General features: G+C 69.1%; 13 protein-coding genes. 2 read left to right on the top strand and 11 right to left on the bottom strand.

From position 1 onward, the window contains the following. Positions 1-8 precede the first annotated feature (8 nt). From OHA30_RS14190 to OHA30_RS14150, 9 genes are all read right to left on the bottom strand, one after another. The gene (locus OHA30_RS14190; RefSeq protein ID WP_328914202.1) at positions 9-944 is read right to left on the bottom strand and encodes an ABC transporter permease; all 936 of its coding nucleotides are present in this window, start codon (positions 942-944) and stop codon (positions 9-11) included. After that, positions 941-1,963 carry an ABC transporter permease gene (locus OHA30_RS14185; protein ID WP_328914201.1) on the bottom strand — a complete coding sequence of 341 codons (1,023 nt, stop codon included), beginning with the start codon at positions 1,961-1,963 and terminating at the stop codon, positions 941-943. The genes OHA30_RS14190 and OHA30_RS14185 overlap by 4 nt, the downstream gene beginning before the upstream one ends. Continuing rightward, positions 1,960-3,264, bottom strand: coding sequence for an aspartate aminotransferase family protein (locus OHA30_RS14180; protein ID WP_328914200.1), 1,305 nt, complete (start codon positions 3,262-3,264; stop codon positions 1,960-1,962). The genes OHA30_RS14185 and OHA30_RS14180 overlap by 4 nt, the downstream gene beginning before the upstream one ends. Next, positions 3,261-4,217, bottom strand: a complete 957-nt coding sequence (locus OHA30_RS14175) for a polysaccharide deacetylase family protein (protein WP_328914199.1) — start codon at positions 4,215-4,217, stop codon at positions 3,261-3,263. The genes OHA30_RS14180 and OHA30_RS14175 overlap by 4 nt, the downstream gene beginning before the upstream one ends. After that, complete coding sequence (locus tag OHA30_RS14170) at positions 4,214-5,530, bottom strand: aspartate aminotransferase family protein (protein ID WP_328914198.1); 1,317 nt, start codon at positions 5,528-5,530, stop codon at positions 4,214-4,216. The genes OHA30_RS14175 and OHA30_RS14170 overlap by 4 nt, the downstream gene beginning before the upstream one ends. 108 nt (positions 5,531-5,638) lie before the next feature. Then, complete coding sequence (locus OHA30_RS14165) at positions 5,639-6,448, bottom strand: IclR family transcriptional regulator (protein ID WP_328914197.1); 810 nt, start codon at positions 6,446-6,448, stop codon at positions 5,639-5,641. 120 nt (positions 6,449-6,568) lie between these two features. Continuing rightward, positions 6,569-7,765 carry an MFS transporter gene (locus tag OHA30_RS14160; RefSeq protein ID WP_328914196.1) on the bottom strand — a complete coding sequence of 399 codons (1,197 nt, stop codon included), beginning with the start codon at positions 7,763-7,765 and terminating at the stop codon, positions 6,569-6,571. 6 nt (positions 7,766-7,771) lie between these two features. After that, the gene (locus OHA30_RS14155) at positions 7,772-8,902 is read right to left on the bottom strand and encodes a serine hydrolase domain-containing protein (protein WP_328914195.1); all 1,131 of its coding nucleotides are present in this window, start codon (positions 8,900-8,902) and stop codon (positions 7,772-7,774) included. Positions 8,903-9,246: 344 nt separating this feature from the next. Further along, positions 9,247-10,167: a glutaminase gene (locus OHA30_RS14150; protein WP_328914194.1), complete on the bottom strand. Its 921-nt coding sequence runs from the start codon at positions 10,165-10,167 to the stop codon at positions 9,247-9,249. A gap of 343 nt (positions 10,168-10,510) precedes the next feature. On the opposite strand from OHA30_RS14150, the gene OHA30_RS14145 reads away from it, so the two are divergent. Both OHA30_RS14145 and OHA30_RS14140 read left to right on the top strand, forming a co-directional pair. Next, on the top strand, positions 10,511-10,948 hold the full coding sequence (locus OHA30_RS14145) for a hypothetical protein (protein ID WP_328914193.1): 438 nt from the start codon (positions 10,511-10,513) through the stop codon (positions 10,946-10,948). Between the two features lie 630 nt (positions 10,949-11,578). Beyond that, entirely contained in the window at positions 11,579-12,814 is a 1,236-nt protein-coding gene (locus OHA30_RS14140) for a toll/interleukin-1 receptor domain-containing protein (RefSeq protein ID WP_328914192.1), read from the top strand. 16 nt (positions 12,815-12,830) lie between these two features. On the opposite strand, the gene OHA30_RS14135 is transcribed toward OHA30_RS14140, so the two are convergent. Beyond that, positions 12,831-15,323 carry an RNaseH domain-containing protein gene (locus tag OHA30_RS14135; RefSeq protein WP_328914191.1) on the bottom strand — a complete coding sequence of 831 codons (2,493 nt, stop codon included), beginning with the start codon at positions 15,321-15,323 and terminating at the stop codon, positions 12,831-12,833. Beyond that, complete coding sequence (locus tag OHA30_RS14130; RefSeq protein WP_328914190.1) at positions 15,317-18,541, bottom strand: hypothetical protein; 3,225 nt, start codon at positions 18,539-18,541, stop codon at positions 15,317-15,319. The genes OHA30_RS14135 and OHA30_RS14130 overlap by 7 nt, the downstream gene beginning before the upstream one ends. Positions 18,542-18,551 lie beyond the last annotated feature (10 nt).

The following is an 18,551-nucleotide window of genomic DNA, read 5'->3' as shown; positions in this document are numbered from 1 at the left end:
TCCTGCTCCTAGCTAGGTGTCTGAGAAGACGTGAATGAGTTCGGCTCCGAGCCGGCGCTTCCCGGTTCGAACAGACGCGAGATGCGTTCGGAGAGGACGGCGAAGCCGACGACGGTCAGCCCGATCGCGATCCCGGGGAAGACCGACGTCCACCATTGGCCGGTGGCCAGGTTCTGCGACCCGGTGGCGATCATGGATCCCCACTCGGGGGTCGGCGCCTGGATGCCCGCGCCGACGTAGCTGAGCCCGGAGACCAGCAGGATCGACAGGCCGATCGTGACCGACACCTGGACGAACAGCGGGCCGGAGGCGTTGGGCAGGATGTGCCGGAGGATGATCCGGGTCCGGCCGGCGCCCGACAGGCGTGCCGACTCCACGTAACCGCGGCCGGCGAGCGCGGCGCTGATCCCGTAGGTCAGCCGCAGGTAGATGGGTGCCTGGACGAACCCGACGACGAGTACGAGGTTCGATTCGCCCTGGCCGAGCGCGGTGACGACCACCAGCGCGAGGACGAACACCGGGAAGGTCAGGACGATGTCGCCGACGCGCAGCAGCGACTCTCCCACCGCGCCCTTGACATACCCGGCGAGGATGCCGAGCGGGGTACCGACGGCGGCGGCGATCAGGGTGGCGGCGACGGCGATGACCAGGTCGATCCGGGGCGCGTACAGGACCCGGCTGAGAATGTCGGTGCCATTGGCGTCGGTGCCCATCAGGTGGTGCATGCCGGGGGCCAGGAGCCGATTCGCCAGCGACGACTGGGTCGGGCTGTACGGGGCGATCAGCGGTGCCAGCACCACGAGCAGCAGTTCGAGCAGTACGAAGCCGGCGGAGATGACGAGTGCCCGGTCCCGCAGTGCCCGGCGCAGCAGTTCGCGTCCGTGCCGCGGTGCCGTCGGCCCGCCGGCGGTGTCCGCCTCGGTGAGGATCTGCGTCGCGGTCACTCGGCATGCCCCGATCGCACCCGGGGATCGAGCAGCATCTGCACGACGTCGGTGAGCAGGTAGGCCAGCGCGGCCAGTGCCGCGATGACCAGGACCACACCTTGCATGGCCGCGTAGTCCGAGGTGACGGTGGCGTTGACCGCGTACTGCGCGGCTCCGTTCCAGCCGAACACGGTCTCGATCAGTGCCGCTCCGCCGAGCAGGAAGACGCTGCAGATGCCGATGGTCGTCACGATGGGCTGGGCGGCCAGCCGCAGGGTGATGAGGGCGATACGGGACTCGCCCACACCGGAGGCGCGGAGCAGCCGGATGGAGTCGGCCCGCATCGCGTCCTGGTAACTCGACGTGGTCATCTTGAGGATCGGTGCCATGTAGACGATCACCACCGTTGCGATAGGCAGCACGAGCTGGGAGAGCACCGAGCCGAGCGAGGTCCAGTTCCCGGTGAGGAGGCTGTCGAGCAGATAGGAGCCGGTCACGTGGTTGGGCGGAACCGCTCCGATGCCCAGTTGTCCGACCGGGCCCGGCGCGATCTTCAGGACGACGAAGAAGACGAAGACGAGTACCAGGCCCCACCAGTAGTCGGGCTGTGAGCCCGCGAGCAGTGAGTAGGTGCGTACGGTCCGGCCCACGGCGCCGCCTCGGCGCCGGGCGCTCCAGACGCCGAGCGGCACGCCGATGAGGATGGCGAGGCCCAGGCCGATGACCACCAGTTCCAAGGTGGCGGGTACGCGCTGTTGCAGGTCGTGCCAGACCGGGTCACCGGTGGACAGGGAAGTGCCGAGCCGGCCGTGCGCCACATCGACGGCGTAGTCCCACAACTGGGCCCAGATGGACTTGTCCAGGCCCAGCTCGGCCTTGATCTGGGCGATGTGCTCGGGCGATATGTCGAAACCCGCGATGCGGTAGGCGGGGTTGGCGGGAATCACCCGCAGGATCACGAAGGTGAGTATCTCGATGGCCACGACTTGGACGGCGGCCAGTCCGGTCCGCCGGAGCAGATATGTCCACCAGTTCATACGATCGCCCGCATGGCTCTGCCCGCCGCGGCGAGGGTCTCGTCCACGTCGTCCTCGGTGGAACTCACGCACAGCCGCCGGTCGGCCAGGGGGACGAGCGGCTCCATGATGCCGAGCGCGCGCAGCCGCTGGTTGTAGGCGACCATGCGCGCGTTGTCCTGCGTAAGGGCCTCGGCGTAGTTGCGCGGCGGCGTCGGCCGCATGTAGAGCGCCCAGGAACCGCCGGTCCCGGTGACGCAGGCGGGGATGCCCGCGGCGGCGATCTCACGGCGCAGCCCCTCCCGCATCCGTTCGCCCAGCGCGGCCATGTGCGAGATCCCGCCGTCGGCGAGCAGGTCGAAGGTCGCCGTCGCGGCGGCCATGACGTACGGGTTGGCATTGCTCGTCCCGTCCATCACCGCGCCGCGGGCATGGCCCGCCTGGAAGCCGGCCATCAGATCGCGCCGGCCCGCCAGCCCGCCGACCGAGTACCCGTTGCCCAGCGCCTTGCTGAAGGTGGTGATGTCGGGTATCACGCCGCAGATGGCCTGGTAGCCGCCGAGATGGTGTCGGAAGGCGGTCTTGACCTCGTCGAAGACGAGCAGGGTGCCGCTCGCCGTGCACAGTTCGCGCAACTGCTCCAGGAACCCCGGCTCCGCGGGGGTGCAGCCGTAGCTCTGGACGTACGGCTCGCAGAACGCCGCGGCCAGTTCGGGACCGTGGGCGGCGAACGCCTCGGCCAGTCCCGCCGCGTCGTTCCACTCGACCACGACCACGTCGGCGGCCGCGGCCGGGTGGATGCCGACGCTCTCGGTGGCCCGCAGGTCGGTACGGTCTTCCCGGCCCGGCGCCGCCCGTACCCCGACGGCGAGCATGTCGTGCCAGCCGTGATACGAGCCGTGGAACTTCAGCAACTTGGTCCGTCCGGTGGCGGCCCGGGCGAGCTGGACGGCGTGCAGCGTCGCCTCGGTTCCCGAGACGCAGAAAGCCACGTTCTGCGCGGACGGCATGACCGAGCAGATCCGCTCGGCCACCTCGACCTCGCCCTGCTGCGGGCCGAGCGTGGTGAGATCGCACTGCTCGGCGGCCGCGAAGACCGCGCGGTTGACGCGGTGGTCGCTGTGGCCGATCACCACCGTGCCCCAGGCCAGGATGTGGTCGATGTAGCGGGTTCCGTCGGCGGTCCAGATATGGGCGCCGCTGGTGCGGCGCACCACCTGCATGTCGTAGCTTCGCCAGCTGCCGGAGGCCCCGCCGGGGAGCACTCGTTCGGCCCGGGCGACGTAGTCCGGCGCGTCGGCCGGCGCTTCGAGCGGGATCATGCTGCCTCCTCATCCTGTGGTGGCGGGACCTGGCGGGCGAACTCCTCGGCGATGTCGACGCGGCGGGCCACCCAGACGTCGTCGCGGGAAGCCGCGTAGTCGAGCAGTTGGGCCACGGCATCGGCCCTCCCGGGCTGCCCGGCGATACGGGCGTGCAGACCGATCGACATCATGCGGGGGCGGTCGTCGCCGTCCGCGCAGAGCCGGTCGATCGCGCGGCGGCCCAGGTCGAAGAAGTCACCGGGGGCGGCGTAGGTCGGGGCGAGCACGAAGTGGGCGTCGTTGACGGTGAGCGTGTAGGGCACGACGAGGTGCGCCTGACCGCCGGCCTTCGTCCAGTACGGCAGGTCGTCGTTGTAGGCGTCGGAGTCGTACCGGAAACCGCCGTGCTCGACGAGCAGTTCGCGTGTGTGGACGCTCATCTGGCGGCAGTACCAGCCGCGTGGCGGGGTGCCGACGAGCTCGGCCAGCTCGGTGACGGTGCGCCGGATCCACTCCCGTTCCAGGTCGCGGTCCAGTTCGTAGTGTTCGAGCCAGCGGTATCCGTGCGCGGCCACCTCGTCGCCGCGGCGGCGGATGTGCTCGATCAGCTCGGGGTTGAGAGCGAGCGCGGTGGGGGTCGCGAAGAACGTCACGGGCACACCCGCGCCGTCCAGGATCCGGAGCAGACGCCAGACGCCGGCGCGGGACCCGTACTCGTAGACCGACTCGACATCGAGGTCGCGCTGCCCGGACAGCACCTCGGGGAACTCGTGGAAGCTCTCATTGACGCCGTCGCCCCGAGGGAAGGACCGTTCCGAGCCCTCCTCGTAGTTGACGACGACCTGGACGGCCAGACGTGCTCCGCCCGGCCACTCGACGTGGGGCGGGCGCGCGCCGTAGCCGCGGAACTCCCGCGGCGGGACCGCCGACGGATCGTCCGCCCGCGCGAACGCCTCCGCCCTGGAGATCATGAGACGCCCTTGGCTTTCAGGAACGCGGCCCGCGCGGCCTCGACCGACTCATCGACGTCGTCCTCCGTCATCGCCAGGCACAGCCGGCGGTCACCCAGCCCGACCAGCGGCTCCATGATCCCGGCCTCGCGCATGGCCCGGTTGTAGACCGTCGCCTGAGCGGTGTTGTTCTGCAACGCCTGCCGGTAGTTGGTCGGCGCCTCCGGCAGGAAGTACACCATCCACGACGCGCCCACTCCGGTGATCGTCGCGACGGCTCCGGTCCCGGCGACGGCCTCGCGCAGCCCGGCGCGCATCCGCTCACCCAGTACGTTCAGCCGCTCGACGCCGCCGTCGCGCAGGATGCCGAGCGTCGCCAGCCCCGCCGCCATGGCATACGGGCTGGAGTTGCTGGTGCCGTCCCAGATGGCCTCCATGCCGTTGTGGCCGATCTCGAAGACGGACATGATCTCCGCGCTGCCGGCCACACCGCCGATGGCGAAGCCGTTCCCGAGGGCCTTGCTGAAGGCCGTGACATCCGGGGTCACACCGCAGAGGACCTGGTAACCGCCCACGTGGTGCCGGAATCCGGTCTTGACCTCGTCGAAGACGAGCGGCACTCCGTACCTGGTGCACAGCGCGCGGATGCCCTCCAGGAAGCCGGGCGCGGGCGCGACGCAGCCGAAACCCTGCGAGTAGGGCTCGCAGACCACGCCGGCGAGTTCTCCCGCGTGGGCGGAGAAGACCTGCTCGACCGCGGCGAGGTCGTTCCACTCGACCACGAGGGCGTCGGCCGTGAGCGCCGGGTGCATTCCGGCTCCCTCGGGCTCGTTGAGCGTGCGGCCGCGGGAACCGGCGGCGTTGTAGCGGACACCGACCGCCAGCGAATCGCTCCAGCCGTGGTAAGAGCCGTGGAACTTCAGCAGCTTGGTCCGCCCGGTGAACGCCCGCACGGCCTGCACGGCGTGCATCATGGTGTCGGTGCCTGACTGGCAGAACGCGACACGCTCGGCGGACGGCATCACCTCGCAGATCGCCTCGGCCAGCTCGACCTCACCGGGGTGGGGTCCGACCGCGGTGAGGTCACAGGTGTTCATCGCGTCGAGGACGGCCTGGTTCACGCGCGGGTCGCAGTGGCCGATGACGATCGGCCCCCACGCGCACAGGCAGTCGATGTACCGCCGCCCCTCGGCGTTCCACAGGTAGGCGCCTTCGGCTCGCACGATCGCCTCGTTGTGCACCGAGCGCCAGGCCGAGGACGCGCCGTTGGGAATCACCCGACGGGCGCGCTCGATCATGGTCCCGGTCGGTATGTAGGCACTGGTTGTGGTCATGAACTCTCCAAGCAAGAGCGGTGGACGCGCATACGGGAATCCGCGTACGGCGGACCCGCGCGCGGGCGGATCGGGACAACGAACCGAGCCGCCGGCGCGGAGAACGAACTATTCGGATGTGCCGGGGGGAGAGTCGGGGGACGCTTCAGCCGCCGCCCGCAACAGCGCGGCCAGGTACGTTTCCTGGTTCTCCGCCATGCGCCAGGCCGGCGCTCCGATCGTGTAGGCGGCCGCGCCGGCGATCTGGTTCGCGGTCACCGACGTGGCGATGCAGGAGACGCCGCTGTCGCACTCCTCGCGCTCCATGGCCCAACCGCGCTCACGGGTGAGGTCCAACTCGCGGCGCAGGGTGTCCGTGTCGGTGATCGTGTTGGGGGTGCGCGCGACCAGCGGGTGGGCCGCGATGTAGCGCTCCAGGTCCGCGTCGCCCAGTTCGGCGAGCAGGAGCTTGCCGGAAGCGCGTGCGTGCAGGTCGGACTGCAGGCCGCCGGTGCGCCCGCCGACCTTCAGGGGCTTGCTGCCCTCGAGTACCGCCACCTCCACGACGGCGCCGTTGCGCCACAGGCACAGCGTGACCGTCTCACCCAGTTCACGTGCGAGGCGGGCCAGCGGCGCCAGCAGGTGCGGAGGCGTCGTCTCCTGGCGGGAGTAGGCGTCGGCGATGAGGCCGGCCGTGGGCCCGAGGTGGTAGCGCCGGTCGTGCTTGGCCAGCATGCCTTCCTCGGCCAGCGTGTTGAGCAGGTGGTACGCCGTGGCCAGCGAGACGCCGAGGTGTTTGCGTGCCAGCTCGGCAGGCACCCCCTCGGGGGTCTCGACGGCGAGGCGGACCAGCTTGACCGCACGTGCGACGGACCGGATCCGTGTGGCACCCGGGGTGCCGTCACCTTCTTCGCCGGTGGCGTCGATGTCCCTTTTCACGATGACCTATCCGATGTCGGGGCGGCGTCTCACGATCATGGCTGAAACGCAGCGAAGATTTCTAGCTATATGAAATGTTTTCTCGAATAGGTAAATCATGAAGGGCGCCGGTCTGGAGTGTCAAGACATGGGCGCTTTTTGTCCGAGGCTGCCGAGTCCGCTGGATGTCGAGATCACCGCGGCCACGCAGAGCAGGACAAGAGACGGGGCCCAGTCGCAGGTCACGCCGTGTACCAGCCCTACGAGCAGTGGGCCGGCCGCCGCCAGCAGATACCCGCTGCCCTGTACGGCGGCCGATATCGACGTGGTCGAGCCGGCCCCCGCCCCGGCTCCGGCGATGAGGTGGAGGGCCACCGCGAATGAGCCACTGCCGATCCCGGCCAGGGTCATCCACAGCCAGGTCGGTCCGGCCGGGTCGGCGATCAGCCCCAGATAGGCGGCGATCTGGCACAGGCCGAGCCCGAGGACCGCGATCCGCAGCCGAGCGGGCGGCAGTCGGGGGGCGACGAGGTACACCGGCACCGCGACCACCGCGTAGAGCCCGATCAGCGTTCCGGCTTCCGGCGTGCTCGTACCCGTGTCCCGCAGCAGGGTCGGGAACCAACCGAAGACCGTGTAGGACTGCACCGACTGGAAACCGAAGAACGCGGTGATCAGCACGACCCGGCGCGACCACACCCTCGGGAGCCGGCCGCGCGAGGGGCGCGGCAGGGGCCCGCGCCTCTCCTGCGGCCGGCGAAGCGGCAGCCAACTGCACGCCGCGGCCACGTTCAGGAGCGCCCACACGCCGATGCCGCCACGCCAGCCGGCGTACGTGGCCAGGGCCGTGCTGCCCGCGGCCGCGCCGGCCGAGGCCAGGGCGAGCGCGGTCGTGTAGAGCGCCGTCGCCGCGCCGAGGTGCTGACCGCCGTGGCGCCGGACAAGTCCCGGCATGAGGACGTTGCCCGCGGCCGCGCCGGAGAGGGCGAGCACGGAGCACAGCCCGAACACCCAGGCCGAGCCGGTCAGCGCCCGTCCGACGAGCCCGAGTGCGCTCACGAGCAGGCCGGCCACCATCGCGCCGCGCGGACCGACGCGGCGGACCAGCAACGGGGTCGCCGCGCCGAGCACGGCGAAGATGAGCACGGGCAGGGCCGCCAGCCACGCGGCCGCGGCGTCGGACAGGTGCAGCGCCGCCCGGATCTCGGGCAGGAGCGCGCCCACGGAGGTCACCGCCACCCGCAGTGTCGCGCCGGTGAGGGCGATGGAAAGGATCGTGGCCGCCGCCGTCCGGCGCGGGGTCGGCGTCACCGCCGTCCGGTGCGATGTCGGCGTCATCGCCGGTTAGAGAAGGTCGGCGAGCACCTGCCCGAGGCGCTGGGACTGCGGCCCGGAGCCGGGGCCCTCGTAGTGCGAGTTCGTCACGTACCCGAACGCGACCCCTCGACTCCGGTCTCCGAAGCCGGTGGATCCGCCCTTGCCGACATGGCCGAAGGCCGAGTCACCGGCGCCGTACCAGTACGAGTCGGTGTGCCCCAGGTTCACGCCGAGCCCCATGCGCATGTACTGGCCGCCGCTCGCCTCGCATGCCTCCCAGGCCGGTGTGGTGGCCTGGTCGAGCCGAGCCGGATCGAGCAGGGGCTCGACGCCGCCGGTTCCGATCAGCGCCGCGTACACGTCGGCGACTCCCCGCGCGGTGGCGAAGCCGTTGATGGACGGCCACTCCGTCCGCTCGAAAGCCGGCGAGTTGACCAGCTCGTACGTGCGGCGCGGCTCGCCCGGCGCCGGCCGGCACCGCGGATCCGCCGCGCAGCCGTCCGTGATCGGACGCGATTCCCGGGGCGAGGGGCCGGCCAGCGCGCGCGGAGCGCCGCCCCGGCGGCCGAATCCGGCTTCAATGCCGCGGGGCCCGGCGACGTGCTCGGCGAACCAGCCCGCGACATCCTGTCCGGCGACCCGGCGGACGAGCGCGTCCACCAGCGTGCCCATCACCATCGGGTGGTAGGCGGGAGTGCTGCCCGGCAGCCACAGCGGGGCCTGCTGCTCCAGCGCCCGGGCGAGGTTGCCGTGCACCGCCCAGTCCGCGCCCGAGGGCAGATCCGCGTGGAACGGGACCCCGGCCGTATGGGTCAGCACGTGCTGGACGAGGGTCCCGGACTTGCCGGCCGCGGCGTACTCGGGCCAGTACCGCGCGACCGGCGCGTCCAGATCGATCGCTCCGGCGTCGGCGAGCATGAGCAGGCAGGTGGCCAGCCATGCCTTCCCCACCGACATCACCGGGCAGACGGTGTCGCGCGTCCACTCCAGGGCGCGGTCCTGATCGCGGTGGCCGCCCCAGATGTCGACGACCCGGACGCCGTCGACGACGACAGACAGAGCCGCGCCTACGTCCGTACCGTCTTCCAGCCCCTCCGTGAAGGCTCCGACGAGCGGCGCGAACCGCTCCTGATACTCACCCGAAACCTCAGTTTTCATCGTCTGCCTTCTCTAGTTTTCTAACTATATGAAATATAGTTCAGATAGCTATTATTCAGACCGGCTCATACGCATGTCAATGCTCGGCCGCCGATCGTGGTGCCGGCGTGCGGGCGGTTCGGTGTCGGCTGTTTCAGGTGGTGAGGGCGTGGTCGGCCGGGCGGTGTCGGCGCGTACGTGGTGGCGCCGTGGGCGCGGGCGCGCGGCTCGGCGTCGAGCTCGCGGAGAGGGCTTGACGGGCCGTCAGGTGCGGCGGCGGACTGGCGGGTGCGGCGGCGGAGGCGGCGTGCGCGGCGGCGGACCGTCAGGCGCAGCGGCGGAGGTGGCGAGCGCGGCGGCGGCCGTCAGAAGACGGAGAGGCCCGACACGGTGGTGAAGGCGTCGAGGGCCGCGACGGCAGCCACGGAGTTGCCCGCCCGGTCGAGCCCGGGGCTCCACGCGCACAGGGCGGCGCGTCCGGGCAGTATCGCCAGCACTCCGCCGCCGACGCCGCTCTTGCCCGGCAGTCCCACCCGGTAGGCGAACTCCCCTGCGGCGTCGTACGTTCCGCACGTGAGCAGGACGGCGTTGAGGCGTTTGGCATCGCTGCGCGACAGCAGCGGGGTGCCGTCGGACCTGAGCCCGTACCGGCCGAGGAAGCGTCCGACCAGGGCAAGGTCGCGGCAGCTGGCCTCGATCGCGCAGTGGCCGTAGTACTCGGCGAGCACCGTCTCGACCGGGTTCTCCAAGTTGCCGTGGCTGGCGATGAAGTGCGCCAGTGCGGCATTGCGGTGGCCGTGCGCGGCCTCGGAGGCGGCGACGGCCGGATCGGTGTCCAGCAGCGGGTTCCCCGACTCGGCGCGCAGGAACGCGCGGACGGCCCCGGCCGCGCCCCCGGTGAGGGATTGCAGCCGGTCGGTGACCACGATCGCCCCGGCGTTGATGAACGGGTTGCGCGGTATGCCCCGCTCGGTCTCCAGCTGAACCAGTGAGTTGAACGGGTTGCCCGACGGCTCACGGCCGACCCGCTGCCAAATGGCGTCCCCGCCCCGGGCGAGTACCAGCGCGAGGGTGAACAGTTTGGAGATGCTCTGGATCGAGAACGGTTGCTCCCAGTCGCCGACGCCGAACACCTCCCCGTCGGCCGTCGCCAGCGCCATGCCGAAGGCGTCCGGGTCCGCCGCGGCGAGCGCGGGTATGTAGTCGGCGACCCGGCCGCTGCCGACGGTACGGCGGGCGGCGGCCATCGCGTCGTGCAGGAGCTGCTGGTAGTCCACGCAGGTCATTGTGCTGCCCGAACCCCCGTCCTCCGCCCTCCCGACCGATCACGTTCCGCCGCACACCCGGGCCACGCGTACCCCAGCACCCACTCCCGTCACCTGGGGCAAAGACAGGCCAGGCTCTGGCACTTCGAGGGCGAGGACCCGGTGTCGGGTACCGCTCCGGCCACCCCGGTCGGCCGCGAAGCCGCTGTCGCGGTGCCCACGGACCTGGGGGTGACACGCGTCGACGCTGCCACCGGGAGACCGGTTCCCGGCGATGTGATGGCCGAGTTGGACGACACCCTGTGGGACATCACCGCCGGAGCACTCCCGGCGGGCAGGCGTTCATCGCCGCCGCCGCCACGCAGTGCGAACCGTACGCCCACTGCCCGGTGACTCGGCGACCGGCGAAGCCCTGAGCCCTCCGCTGACGGGATCGAAACGACCGCTGAAAACCGTCACGTCGCTGACGCTCAAGGACGTCACGGTTCTCCTTGCGACGGCGGACGAGGCCGGCGTGGTGTTCCGCTGGGTCGCCTCGACCGGTGAGCCGTTCGGTCCGCCGGTCCACGGTCCGGGCGAGTACAACATGCGGATAACGTCGCTCGTCCTCCCCGGCGGGCGGGCCGTGCTGGCGTCGCTCGACATGAACGGCACCTTGTCCCGCTGGGATGCCGTTGCCGGAGAGGCGTTGGGCGCTCCCTTGTCCATCGGCTCCGATCCCGGTGTCGTCTCCGCGGAGCGCCTGGAAGAGACCGGGCTGCTGTTCGTGTCGTCAGGCGCGGGGCCCGATGCGCGTCCTTGACGCTCTTATGGAGGAAGCCGCGTACATTCCGGTGCCTGGTAACGGCCCAGCCGCCCTGGGCTGTCCCGACGGAACCCTTCTCCTCGCGAAAGTTCGCCTCCCCGGGACAGAGGCGCAGCTCAATTGACTGAGTCCAGCTCCCGAGTGAGCCCCCGGGCGACGCACCGTCGGCCTCACCGGAAGGCAGGCGTATGTGATTTTCCGTCAGAATAACCTCGCGGCGCGCTCGCGCGCCGATCGTGGTGGTCCGCGGCCACTACCGCCGCCGCTTATCGGTCACGGCCGCGACCGGTTACAAAGCCGACCAACCCTCTCGGCTCATCCACCGACGTTGCGCTGGCACCCGCCCCGACGGGCGCAAGAGTTCCGGACCGATTATCGCGACCTCCTCCAGGCCACTCACCGCCAGCTCGGCGGCCGATCGCGCTGGGCCTGGGACAGCGTCAGCACAGACGTGGTCGACAGCCGCCTCGCCGGAACCGGACCGGCCCGCACCCACCATGACAACGTCACGCAATCAAGGTCAGTAAAAAGTTGACAGATGTCTGGCAGTTGGTCGGTAGTGGCCTATGGGTGGCGAAGGCGCGTCTAGTGTGGCGCTGCCGCAGTGAGACATCGAAAGGCGCACCAGTGGATTTACAGAACCACGTCAGCATCGACCTCGCCATCGCCCACGAGGGTGGCAGGAGGATGGATTCGGCACCGAACGGTGTCAGTATCGGCGCCGTACGTCTGCGGAACTGGCAGATTGACCGCATCGACGCTCCCGCGGACATGTTCGATGGGTACCATGCCCACTTCATCAAGATCAATTACGAGCTGGAGCTGGAACCCGGACTTCCCGGTATGCCCTGGTTCGAAATTGCCTTCGATTTCGTTCCCGGAGAGAAAGAGAGTCCGGTTACTGTCATCGACGCGCTTCCTCGTTTCGGAACGTTCGCGAACATGCCCAAGCCTTATGTGCTCAACCAATTCCTGAACTTTGTGCCGGGCGAGAACGGCGCGTCCACGCACGTACTTCTCCCGGCTTCCACGGACCGGGTCGACATGTTCGGCATCGGCGGTCAGGACGTGCGGTGGCGACATGTCTCGCTCGGTGAAACCGGTGTCCTTCCCGGCTCGTATGCTGCCTGGGTCGTCCTGCTCACTCCCGCCGGACAGTTCGAGCAGCGCGTGGAATTCTCCGCTCGGTACGACCTCGCGGTTGGCCCCGACGTCGAATATCGGCCCACACAGTCGTCGGCCAACTTTCGGCTGAGTCTCTCCGCCCCCTCGGAAGCCCCAGGAGTCGTCACCCCCTCGCTCTCCGCTCCGGTTGCCGACCGCAGTGACGAATTCCACCCCTCGGTCTTCATCTGTTACGCGCACGACTCCCTCTTGCACAAATACTATGCCCGGCAGTTCGGCAACCTCCTTGTCAGAAACGGCGTCCACGTGTACATGGACCAGTGGGATGAAAGTCACCGCAAGAACTGGGCCACTTGGGCGCGTGAGCTCATCAACAAGGTCGATTTTGTCACTGTCCTCGCCTCTCCCATTTGTTGTAAGGCCTTCGACGGCAAACTCAAAGGTGACGACAACCCAGGGATACGGAGCGAGGCCCTGCTCATCTTGGAGAAGCTCCACGCGCGCCGCGAGGAGTGGACGGCCAAAGTGCTGCCTGTCGTCCTGCCCCACGAGCTCGTGGAGCACGTCTCCGACATGTTGCAGACATGGACGGTGGATCATTACGAGATCAGGCATCTGACCGCCGAAGGCATCGACGGACTCCTGCGAGCGATGACCGGCGTCCCCCGATACACCCGGCCACCGCTCGGAAAGTTGCCGCCCAGCGTTTTCGAGTCGCTGAGCGGCACCGAGTCCTGACCGGCGGTACGGGCCGTCAGGCATCCGCCCCCGAGACCCGGTAGTCGGGATGATCCTCGTCGATGATGGTCGCGATGTGCAGCGGGACGGGCATCTGCGTGCGGTCGTCCCAGGAGATGGCCTGCTCGCAGAGACTCGCCGTGAGGCCCGCCAGATGCTCGGGGGCCCATGATCCAGGGCTCACCACCACGATTTCCTTGCCTGTGTAGGAGTGCCAGGGCACGGTGAGTTGGGAGGTGAGCCCGGTCGGCAAGGTCCATCGTGTGAAGAGCGCGCCCCGATCGCCGCCCTTGGCTTTGATCGACGCTGATCGGCCGGCGAAGAGCCAGCAGTTCCGGTCGTCGCCCGCGAGCCGGTACACCTTCCGGTCGGGTGCAGCGGGCTTGCCCGGATCGCTCGGCATGTTCGCCTTCTCCCGGCGGGTGACCGGCCGGCCGATCTCGCTGATCTCAGTGTTCAGGCGGACGATCGCAACGTCCACGCCCTTGTCTCGCAAGGTGTCCGCGGGGAGGGGGCCGACGCCCAGATGTGCATTCTGCAGTCCTGGCCAGATGGTTCGGGTCTCTTGCGTGTCGACGAAGACCACCATCGGTGTGCCCTCGGGCTGCGAGGCAAGCAACTGGCCGAGTCTGGCCTCGACCACGTCGCGTGTCAGCTCAGCCTTCTCTCCGGTGCGGCCGAAGCGGGTGGTTCCGATGGCACCGGCGTGGAAGTCCGCCACGCCCCGGGCACCACGGACCCACTCCTGCCGCCGGTCGCTGTACACCAGCATTTGGCAGCTCGCGAGTTCGTCCGGGTCGATGTACAGCGCCACCATGGTGAGAACCAGGGGTGTGCCTCCAACTCCTGTCTGCTGCCTTCGAGCGTGGATGCCGACCAACAGAGTTTTCCGGGCGAGACCGTGGGGCCGCCCACCCGCGACCACAGCCGCCAGCAGGCGGTTGTCCAGGACTCCGGCGGCCCGCAGCAGGTCTCGCAGGGCAGCACGGGCGGCGTGCTTCCTGGTCTCGGGGCTGCTCGGGGAGGCCTTCGGCGGGAGAACAGCGGGCTCGGTGGCGAGAAACTGAGTCGGTATCCCCAGATGAGCCAGCAACCTCCTCAGGTGTGGCTTGGCATCGAGTTCGGGGCGCGGGGCATCGGGGTGGTACTCGGTCTCCAGCCAGGCGGCGACCAAATGGTCCTTGCCGGAGGGCAGATCAAGCAACTTGAGGAAGGCCGCGCGGTTCACGGTGCCGTGGGCGAGCAGGTCCGGGCGGTAGCGGGCCACGACATCAAGGCGGTCGTTGACGGGAATGGCGGCCTCTCCTTCCACCGGGTTCACCGGGCGGCCGGTCAATTCCGCGAATTCGCCGAGCATGCGCTCGCGCCCCTGGGGCGTGCCGTAAACACAGGCGAGAGTGACCCGCCGGAATCCGCTCGGTCCGACCGCGGCGGGCGGGAGGCCGTCGGCCGTATAGCTCGTGACACGGCGCGCCAGTCTGATGCGTTTGTCCGCTTCAAAGGACAAGGGCACGAGCGAGGGAAGCGTACGCACGATGTGCTCGTGCAGCCGCAGCATGAACCTGGGTCCGGGGCCGCTTCCCAGAGCGTGGAACCGGGTGCTCGCAGTCTGCGGCCTGATTGCCCCGGGCACGTACGGGAGTTCATTGGGAATGTCCAGCGCCGACAACTGGCACGCTTCGAGGATCCTCGCGATGGCGGGATCGAGGTGGCTGCGCCACTCGCCGGTCTCCTTGTCCAGGCGGCGCCGAAGCGGGAGCCTCAGGATCGGTGCGCCGTCCTCGCCGCGGTCGATCCACACATTCTTGGCCCAGTCCCCTTGGGGCGAGATCCTGGACAAGTGGGCGTCAAAGCAGAGCACCGGGTCCTCGATACCGACCCGGGTGGTCAGTCGCGCGGTCACCTTGTGCATGCTGAAGGCCGTGCCGGAACGGTTGACGATGAGATCGCCCGGCTGCCAGGCCAGCAGCGATCCGTTGGTGTCCATCGTCAGGACGACGGGGGTCCGGCCGTCCACCCGGAGCGGGGCTGCGGCCAATTGCTGCATCACACGCCACTCCGCCGTGCGGAACACCCAGCCCGGCATGGTCGGCACTTGCCCTGAGCGGGTCTTCACGAAGTCGGCGAAGGAACGCGCCTGTTCGGGGTCGGGCAGCAGCCCGGCAAGGACACTGGTCCCCTTCCCGTCACGGATATGTCCCTCCCAGGCCCGTACGGCAACCCTCAGCCGGTCGTCGAAGGCCGTGCCGCTGGTGAGGAGCAGCATCCGGCTGCCCGTTTGCTGTTCCTTTTCTGCGAGGTCGTGTTCCCCGAACAGTTTGACCGGTTGGCCGGTGGCGGCGGCGAGTCCCGTGGCCAGCGCGGAGTAGCTCGGCCCGCGCTGGCGCTCGCGTTTCGGCAGGCTCTCCCAGGCAGCTTCGAACTCCTTGGTGAGCGGGTAGGCCGTGATGGTGCCCAGCAGGGAGTCCATGTCCTGTCGCCGGACGCGGTAAGCGAGTGTGATCAGCACGGGACACGTCCCCCGGTCGGCTGCTCCGCGTATTTCAGGAAAGCTTCGAGTGTCGTGCCGTAGTACCGCTGCATGGCGGGCAGGACTCCCTCGTTCTGCCATCTGTCTCGCAACTTGAGGATGAGGGTGGCCAGATCGGTGCCGCCCTCGGGATCGAGCAGGGCACCGTCCACCAGGTGCAGGGTCGCGTCGGTGCCGCCGCGACGGGCCCGGCCGATGAGCTGGACGGCTCCGTTGATGATCTCGGCGACCACGCCGAGCTTGACATCGAGGGGCTGGGCCTGGAAGTAGGGAGGACGGCGGATGATTTCATCGAGATACCGGCCGGCCAGGCGTCGGCGTTCTGCCAGCAGTGCCTGCGGGTCACTCGACGGGCCGCGATGCTCGGCCAGGGCCCGTGCCTGGATGTGCGCGACGAGTTCCTCCGGTTCGTCGATCAGCGGGACCGGCCGGATGATCAACCACACCGACCCCAGCGCGGACTTGTCGCCCGCACCGATGATGTTCACTCCTCGCTGCACTCGGGCCAGGGGAGCGATCAGGATGTCGGCGCCGGTGACGGCGGGAAAGCCTTCCAGTCGGTCGGCCGGCAGCTCCCGCCATCGGCCCGTGTCGACGGCCGTCTCCTGATCGTCCGCATAGATCCCCGGCCGTACCGCCAGGCAGATGCGGGTGGCGTCGACTCCAGCCGTGGACAGCCCTTCCGCTACGTGCCGTGCCGCCTCGTAGGACGTGGTGGCGAGGAGGACGCGCGCCCGGTCCTTCTCCTCGACGCCCAGCCGCTCCAGTTCGGGGCGGAGGTATCTGTCCCACATGGCCGTGGCGATCCGCTGGACAGCCGCCCCACGCGCGGTTCCTTCCAGCCCGGAGATCCGACGTGGCCGGTCGTGTTCGTCGTTGATCGGTGCGGAAAGAATCTTTACCGCATTGGGTTTGTCGTCCGCGACCCACCACTTCGGGGTGGTGTGGATGTGGTGGTGGGGCGCGCCCGGGAAGTAGGAGGTGGCGGACATCCCGAGCACGATGCGGCGGACTCCGGCGTGCGCCAGGGCGGTGACGTCACCGAGTCCCACGGTGTAGGTGTGCGGGTCACCGCCGAACGCCGCCGTCGACAGGCGCGCCGGTTCGCCTCCGGTGTCGTCGTAGTACTCGGTGAACGCGAAGACGAGCCGTCCGAGGGGGCCGGTCGGTGTGACGCGCCACCGGCCATAGGTTCCCAGCGCGTCCGCAATCGCCTGGGCGGATTCGACGCCGATGTCGACCAGTTGGGCGTTGTTGGCCATCAGCCGGTGCAGGAACAAGCGGATGCGTTCGAGGATGGCCCGGCGCAGAATCCGGTTGACGACCGTAGTCCGGTGTTCCTCGGGTACGTCTTTGGCAAGTCGTTCCAGAGCGACGCGTGCCAAGGGCAGGGACAGACCGCCGGACCCTCCGGTGACCACCGACGCGAGGTGACGCCGTGCGTCCTCGAAGGATTCGGGTTCGTCGCCATGGGGAGGCATCTCGTCGAGGAAGAGCGAGCGGAACATCTCCAGCTGTTTGGCGCTGACCTCCTCGGTGTCGAGTCCGAAGAGCCTGGCGGTCAGCCAGTTGTCCCAGCGTCGGGGCACCATCCAGTAGCGTCCCGGTCCGCGCGGGCGCCGTCCCTTGACAGGCGTTGTGGCCCCGAGCCGTTCGTAGGTCAGATGGCTCACATAGGTCTCGGACAGGTAACGAAGGGTGAAATACGCGTCGCGGATGCTGGCGTCGACCTCGTCCTGGAGGCGGCCGAAGGCTGCCGCGAAGTCCTGGTCGAAGTTGCGCAAGGGGGTGTTCGTCCGCCCCGCGTGGTCGAGGACCAGACTGCGGCCGGCGTGGTCGATCGCCGTACTCTGGAAGACATCTACCTCGTCGATGACAACAATCGGACAGCGTCGCAGCAGCAGTTCCTCGACGGTCAGCCGGTCATCCCTGCCGTAGCCGTCCTCCACCGGGGTCTGAAGGACCCCCAGCAGCAGGTTCGCGTGCGAGGTGACGATGATGTCCGCCGCGCACGCCTGCCGTGCAGCCCGGTAGCGACCGCAGGTGGTCCGCCACGGGCAGGAGACCGTGCTGTTCTTTTTGCGTCCCCGAGACGGCTTCCGCAGCGTCGCGCACGGCTCGCTGCCCGGCTGCCACTGGTCGACGGCGTCGTCGGAGCCGGCCACCGCGGCAAGGGCGCAGCCGTATCCGAATCGGCGCCAGATCCAGTCCGCGTCCGGGCCGCCCTCAGTGACCCGGGCAGCCGCGGTCTCGGCCACCTCGATGAGCGCGCGGGGTGAGACCAGCGGAACGACGCCGCCTTCCGGCCGAACCCCGCACAGTTCCAGAGCGCGCTCGATCCCGTGGACGGCTCGGACGACATCGGCGTTGGTCGGCAGGACGAAGGCTACAGGAATACCGCGGCGAACGGCCCAGCAGGCGAAGGTCTCGATGAGAACGACGGACTTCCCGAAGCCGGTGTAGGCGAGAAGTTCGTTGAGGCTGCCTGCGGTGAGGTCCAGTCCTTCGACGGGCTCATTCCGGCGGGAGCGGATCTGCGTGGCGAATCGGTCCACCGCCTTCACGCGGTAGGCGCTTCTGCCCTGTTCCTGCTCACCTTGGTCGATCAGAGCCGCGATCTCCTTCAACTCGTCAAAGGGAACCCAGCAGTCGAGGACGGCAGGGGCATCTCGGACTTCGGGGACCGTGTGCCCGGAGTCGATGTGATGGGGGCGGATCTCATAGTGGAAGTCGACGAATGTCTGCTGGTGGCCGTCCGGCCCCGGCACCCTGGTCGTGGTCGTGTGCGGACCGGCTTCGGCGGGCGCGAGCACGCGGTTTTTCGCCCTGTGCAGTTCGTCGAGTTCATGCAGAAAGCCGTCGATGAAGGCGGGCAGTGGCATGCCGGGGTCGACGGCGATCCGGCCCAGTCCCCCCTCTTCGTCGTCGACAGTGGTGCAGCCGGGTATCCGGCCGCTGCGCAGCAGACTGTCGAGGATCGAACCGGCTGCCTCCGCGTTGGCCATCTGGTTCGGGCGTCGGCGCAGCAGTCGGGTGAACCTGCGCGCGTCCGTTTCTGAGAGGTCGTGCCACCCGGTCCAGTCCGCGATATGGCCGTCCAGCACGAAGAGGACGTCTCCGCGGGTGGTTGTACGCCTGAATTCACCGCTGTCCCCGATGGGGAAGAAGGCGGCTGCCAGCCCGATGGCGCCCCCCATGATCCGGGGA

The organism is Streptomyces sp. NBC_00223 (genome assembly GCF_036199905.1).
Lineage (GTDB): Bacteria > Actinomycetota > Actinomycetes > Streptomycetales > Streptomycetaceae > Actinacidiphila.
The sequence above is the reverse complement of the archived record's forward strand: the minus strand, read 5'-3'. Positions and strand labels throughout refer to the sequence as shown.

Bases quoted from the DNA above. Each gene is read 5' to 3' on its own strand.
- OHA30_RS14185 (WP_328914201.1), bottom strand. From the start codon at position 1,963: ATGAACTGGTGGACATATCTGCTCCGGCGGACCGGACTGGCCGCCGTC.
- OHA30_RS14175 (WP_328914199.1), bottom strand. From the start codon at position 4,217: ATGATCTCCAGGGCGGAGGCGTTCGCGCGGGCGGACGATCCGTCGGCG.
- OHA30_RS14170 (WP_328914198.1), bottom strand. From the start codon at position 5,530: ATGACCACAACCAGTGCCTACATACCGACCGGGACCATGATCGAGCGC.
- OHA30_RS14155 (WP_328914195.1), bottom strand. From the start codon at position 8,902: ATGAAAACTGAGGTTTCGGGTGAGTATCAGGAGCGGTTCGCGCCGCTC.
- OHA30_RS14130 (WP_328914190.1), bottom strand. From the start codon at position 18,541: ATGGGGGGCGCCATCGGGCTGGCAGCCGCCTTCTTCCCCATCGGGGAC.
- OHA30_RS14160 (WP_328914196.1), bottom strand. From the start codon at position 7,765: ATGACGCCGACATCGCACCGGACGGCGGTGACGCCGACCCCGCGCCGG.
- OHA30_RS14180 (WP_328914200.1), bottom strand. From the start codon at position 3,264: ATGATCCCGCTCGAAGCGCCGGCCGACGCGCCGGACTACGTCGCCCGG.
- OHA30_RS14150 (WP_328914194.1), bottom strand. From the start codon at position 10,167: ATGACCTGCGTGGACTACCAGCAGCTCCTGCACGACGCGATGGCCGCC.